Source organism: Dictyobacter arantiisoli, from assembly GCF_008326305.1.
GTDB classification, from domain to species: domain Bacteria; phylum Chloroflexota; class Ktedonobacteria; order Ktedonobacterales; family Ktedonobacteraceae; genus Dictyobacter; species Dictyobacter arantiisoli.
The window spans coordinates 1-4,435 of record NZ_BIXY01000174.1; the positions used below are offsets into that span (position 1 = coordinate 1).

5 protein-coding genes are annotated in these 4,435 nt (G+C 49.0%); 2 read left to right on the plus strand and 3 right to left on the minus strand.

The features are described 5' to 3' along the window. The first annotated feature begins 261 nt into the window (after positions 1-261). Positions 262-960, plus strand: coding sequence for a CDP-alcohol phosphatidyltransferase family protein (locus F1593_RS27310; RefSeq protein ID WP_149404715.1), 699 nt, complete (start codon positions 262-264; stop codon positions 958-960). A gap of 182 nt (positions 961-1,142) precedes the next feature. Next, complete coding sequence (locus tag F1593_RS27315) at positions 1,143-1,913, plus strand: SDR family oxidoreductase (RefSeq protein ID WP_149404716.1); 771 nt, start codon at positions 1,143-1,145, stop codon at positions 1,911-1,913. Positions 1,914-2,008: 95 nt separating this feature from the next. Here F1593_RS27315 and F1593_RS27320 read toward each other — a convergent pair whose 3' ends face one another. From F1593_RS27320 to F1593_RS27330, 3 genes are all read right to left on the minus strand, one after another. Further along, positions 2,009-2,833 carry an MBL fold metallo-hydrolase gene (locus F1593_RS27320; protein ID WP_172632510.1) on the minus strand — a complete coding sequence of 275 codons (825 nt, stop codon included), beginning with the start codon at positions 2,831-2,833 and terminating at the stop codon, positions 2,009-2,011. Positions 2,834-3,110: 277 nt separating this feature from the next. Continuing rightward, on the minus strand, positions 3,111-3,617 hold the full coding sequence (locus F1593_RS27325; protein ID WP_149404718.1) for a fasciclin domain-containing protein: 507 nt from the start codon (positions 3,615-3,617) through the stop codon (positions 3,111-3,113). Between the two features lie 63 nt (positions 3,618-3,680). Continuing rightward, a complete protein-coding gene (locus tag F1593_RS27330; RefSeq protein ID WP_149404719.1) occupies positions 3,681-4,001 on the minus strand; it encodes a hypothetical protein in 321 nt (106 codons plus the stop codon). Positions 4,002-4,435: the final 434 nt, after the last annotated feature.

The following is a 4,435-nucleotide window of genomic DNA, read 5'->3' on the forward strand; positions in this document are numbered from 1 at the left end:
GTGCAGGAAAGGTGCTGTGCACCTTTCCTGCACCACACACTAAAAAGGGCTCAGGCGCGCAGGCGCCTGCCAGCAGGTGAGCAGCAAGATCCCGCTGGTAGTGGGGGGCTGACACTCTCTGAAAAGCGGTGCAGAAAGGAGTGAAAAGAGAGATATATGGCAACATCTATGGTTTTAAGATGTTACAATAATAAGCATAATCAATGGCGATTGCTATACAGGCGGGATTGAAAATTAGTTTCAAAAAATGGTAGGCTATCGATGTTTAATAAAGATATACAAAAATGGGCCCGATCTTTAGCGGCGCAGATTGTGAGTCCGCTGGCAAACCTGGGTATCTCCCCTAATACATTTACGTTAATCGGCTTGCTGTTGAGCTTTGTGACGGCGATGGTGATTGGGCAAGGCTGGTTGGTAGCAGGCGGGCTGCTGGTCCTTTTTACCGGTATATTTGATCTCTTTGACGGCGCGACCGCACGCCTGCGCAATCTAGCCACAACCTTTGGGGCCTTCTTTGACTCAACTCTGGATCGCTACTCGGAAGCTATCATCTTATCGGGACTGCTCTTCTACGCGCTTCTGCATCCTGCCATAAAAGATCCTCTCTGGTTCATGGGCAACGTGCAAATCTGGATGATTGCTTTAATCTATATCTCGATGGTCGGATCATTGATGGTCAGTTATACCAAAGCACGCGCGGAAGGGCTGGGCATCGAATGCAAAACCGGGCTGCTGGCGCGTCCAGAGCGTGTGGTTGTCCTGGCAATCGGGCTGCTCTTTGGTCTGACGATGTGGGCCTTACTGGTACTGGCAATCTTCTCAAATATCACTGCCGTCGAACGTATGGTGACGATATTTCGCGCGACTCAGCAGGCCAGTATCCATAAAGAAGAGGCTATCCAGCCTCATAATCTCTCATTGGAGAACAAGCAGGCCTCGGCTCCAGAAGAAACACATTAAGGACATCCTGACATCTGGTGTAAGCCAGAGGATAGATTATGGCGCTCAATCATTCTCAACTGATCGTTTGAAACAACTTTTTTTGATCCACAATCGTGATAGTGATAGAACAGAAAAGTGACATCCTGCACGCGATACGCGTAACGAAGGGATGCCTGGATAAAAGGATGGAGATACCAACCATGGGACAACTTGATCAAAAAGTCGCGATTGTCACGGGCGCGGATAGTGGGATTGGGCGCGGGATTGCACTTGAACTGGCGAGTGCCGGGGCAACGGTGGTTATTAATTATGCGCATAATCAGCAGAAGGCTGAAGAGGTACGCCAGCTTATTGAGCAGATGCAAAGCAAGGCATATGTGATCCAGGCAGATGTTTCGAATTATCAGCAAGTGGTAGGACTCATTCAGCAAACGGTTGAGCGCTTTGATCGCCTGGACATTCTCGTCAATAACGCTGGCATGGAGATCCATAGTCCTTTCCTGGACGTAACAGAAGATCAATTTGATCGTGTCCTGGGGATCGACTTAAAGGGACCTTTCTTCTGTGCTCAGGCGGCGGCCCGTGAGATGATAAAACGTAACACAGCAGGCCGCATTATCAATATCTCATCGGTACATGAAGATCTACCCATGCCGGAGAATATCCCCTATTGTTGTGCCAAGGGTGGTCTCCGCATGTTGACACGCACCCTCTGTCTGGAGCTAGCGCCACACCATATTACTGTCAACAACATCGGTCCGGGAGCTATCGACACCCCCATCGATGCCGATGTCAAGGCCGATCCCAAGAAATATCAGGCCCTCCTCGATGAAATTCCCCTGCACCGCATGGGCCAGCCCGAAGAAATCGGCAAACTCGCCCTCTACCTCGCCTCAGACGCCGCAGCCTATGTCACAGGTTCAACCTTCTTCATCGACGGCGGCCTGATGCAAAACAGCGGAGCCCTCTAATCAAAATAGCCGCATCAAATTCAAACAATCCCGACATGCTATCTTGTGTCATGTCGGGATGACCTGCGATAAAACATAAAATTTTATGCGGCAGATTACTTGCTAAGCTGGGTATAAACCTGTTGAACGAGGCCAGGAAGACGGCTCTCATTCCCACGTGGCTCTAGCGTATGCATCTCGGCTGTAATACGCTCAGCGCTGCTATCGCCGTCCCACCCCTGCTCAATAGCGGCACTGACGCGGCTACGCACTTCAATCAACCACTGGCGCAGGCGGGCCAGGGCATCCGGTGCCTGAATAGGACCATGTCCAGGGATAACGTGTTGAGCATCCAGAGCCTCTAATTGTTCCAATACCTCAATCCAATGGGAGACATTGCTGACGGGAGGCAGGACAGGAACGATACCATTGAAAAGCAAGTCACCAGCAAACAGAGTACGCGTCTGTGGCAACCAGGCGACGCTATCGCTGGCACTATGTGCGCTCCCAAAGTGCAGCAACTGTACCTCAATATCTCCTACAAAGATCGTCAGGCGATCCTCAAAAGTCAGCGTAGGAGGCGCAATCGTGGCACCGCCAACCATCGCGGCGCGCTGTGGGTCCTGACTAAATGCGGCCAGAGCCTGCACAACCGTTGTCAACATCTCCTCTCGTACATTCTTCTGACCCACAATCAAGCCATCTGTAAAGAGCCCATTCCCCAGGACATGATCGGGATGAGGATGGGTATTGAACAACATCACCGGCCCATTCTTTAAATGGGTCTGGGCAGCATCACGCAAAGGGGATGCTTCAGGCAGGCCAATTCCTGAGTCAACTACCAGAACCTGACCCTGATCGCTAATAATACCCCGATTACAGACACCACCAAACGCGACCTGTACACCAGGAAGGAGTTCTTGAAGAGTAAATTCAGACATAAGAATTCTTTCTTTGAAGACTATACAATACGCAGAACTGAACAAAAAGTGTGTAACTAATGTATACACATACACATTATATCCCATCTATAGTGTTTGATTCCTACCACCAGCGGGATTTTGTGGCTCACCCACAGGTGGGCGCTGACGCCCCACGCCTTTTTTAGTGTGTGGTGCAGAATAGGTGCTTCGCACCTATTCTGCACCACACACTAAAACTGTTTTGAGCACCATCGGTGCGAAAATTCATACACAGAGATCGTGGAGAGTATGGGAATCAGGCCGGTTGACTGGATTTAAAGGGGGCTTGCCCTTTAAAGGATGCTTCATTCAGTCCTGGAGGCCACAGAATGTGGTCAATGATGTGGATAATGCCGCTATCTGCCGGAATGTCACCTTCAATAATGCGTGCGCCCTCGATGCTTAAACGCGCTCCCTGACTGAGATGAAGAGGATAACCAGAGACAGTTTCAAGCGCGACTATCCCTGACTGATCCGCCGCTCCCGCTGCTGGTTTGAAGAGTTCAAACATGTCCGCCTGCGTCAAGCGCAGAGGGATGATATGAAAGGACAGCAGTTGGCGTAGTTTCGTGATGTCCCTGGTGAGATCATAAGGTGTATCTTGTTTCAAGGCTGAGAATGCCTCGTCAGGCGGTGCGAATAAGGTCATGCCGTGCAAACTTTCCAGATCCATCTCCAGACCGACTGCATTGAGTAGTGAATGCAGTGCATTAAAAGTAGAGATAGTGGTACGTGACAGCAATACTTCTTCAATTTTAGCCATACAACCTCCATTCTAAATGAAATCAACAAAAGCGCTTCTTTACATACTCCCGACTCAGTAAGATTATGCTTCCTGCTCGCTGCTGATCGCTGGTTGATCAAAGGAGGTACGATCTTTGAGCGCATGCTCAGGTTGATAGCGATGGGGATCGGCCTCAGCGGGCTCACCCGTTTCTTGATTATAGCCAATTTCAGTGAGTTGTTCGCTACGCACACTGTTGATTGAGCGCATTTTAGTTGGCGGCTGTTTACGCATCGGACCGGGCAGAGAGGTCGGCCAGACAGGGAAATCTGGCTGCATTTCCTTACTGGGAGGCTGTGCTGTCTGGGCATCTGACATAGTTGGTACAGCATTGTATGCGGACGATATTTTTGAATTATCCATGAATAATTTATCTCCCATGGGACACATCCCAACTCTTTATTTGATCTACAATCACGGCTCACGCTACTTATGACACGTCGAAGCTATCAACAAAGTTGCATACAACGCTAAAAATTTTCAGGAGATCCAACTGCCACTGAAGTACATTGTTACTTATTCTTATAAAATTATACAGGTTACAGATAAATTCATTCATAAAATATCTATTCTTATTTTAAGTATCAAAAGAGATATAAAAACATTAGGTGCTGCACATAATCTTCTCTTACAAAGTGTTTGATTCCCATACTCTCCACGATCTCTGTGCATGAGGTTTCGCACCTGCGGTACTCAAAACAGTTTTTAGTATGTGGTGCAGGAAAGGTGCACTGCACCTTTCCTGCACCACAGACTAAAAAGGGCGCTAGCATGCACGCGCCTGCCAGCAGGTGAGC